This is a genomic window from Streptomyces sp. SID11385, from assembly GCF_010548245.1.
GTDB lineage: Bacteria > Actinomycetota > Actinomycetes > Streptomycetales > Streptomycetaceae > Streptomyces.
On record NZ_JAAGLR010001108.1, the window covers coordinates 1 to 771 of the forward strand.

Annotated in this window: 1 protein-coding gene; it reads left to right on the forward strand. The window is 78.6% G+C overall.

The genetic code is table 11. The features are described 5' to 3' along the window. Positions 1–61: 61 nt before the first annotated feature. Positions 62–771: energy-coupling factor transporter transmembrane protein EcfT (locus G3I42_RS33795; RefSeq protein WP_239096861.1), on the forward strand; the 710-nt coding region annotated here is incomplete at its 3' end.

A 771-nucleotide genomic window follows, 5' to 3' on the forward strand; every position in this document is an offset into this window, starting at 1 on the left:
CCCGGACCCCGCGCGCCGCACCCGTACGGCCCCCGCCCCCTCGCGCCGCGACTTCCCGCCGCTGCACGCCGGGGCCTGGTGGGTGTGGGCGCTCGGGCTCGCCGCCGCCGCGACCCGCACCACGAATCCGCTGCTCCTCGCGCTCCTCGTCGGCGTCGCGAGCTACGTCGTCGCCGCGCGCCGCACCGAGGCGCCGTGGGCGCGCGCGTACGGGGCCTTCCTGCGGCTCGCGGCGGTCGTGCTCGTCATCCGGCTCGCCTTCGCGGTCCTGCTCGGCTCGCCGATCCCCGGCACCCACACGCTCCTCACGCTCCCCGAGATCCCGCTGCCCGACTGGGCGCAGGGGGTGCGGCTGGGCGGGCGCGTGACGGCGGAGGGGCTGCTCTTCGCCTGCTACGACGCGCTGCGGCTCGCGACGCTCCTCGTGTGCGTGGGCGCGGCGAACGCGCTCGCGAGTCCCGTACGGCTCCTGAAGTCACTGCCCGGCGCGCTCTACGAGGCCGGGCTGGCCGTCGTCGTCGCGATGACCTTCGCGCCGCACCTCGTCGCGGACGTGCGCAGGCTGCGCGCGGCGCGGCGGCTGCGCGGGCGGCCGGACCGGGGGCTGCGGGGGCTGCTCCAAGTGGGACTGCCGGTGCTGGAGGGCGCGCTGGAGCGTTCCGTCTCGCTCGCGGCGGCGATGGACGCGCGCGGCTACGGCCACACCGCCTCGGTGCCGCGCGCGGTGCGCCGCACGACGGCCGCGCTGACGCTCGGCGGGCTGCTCGGGGT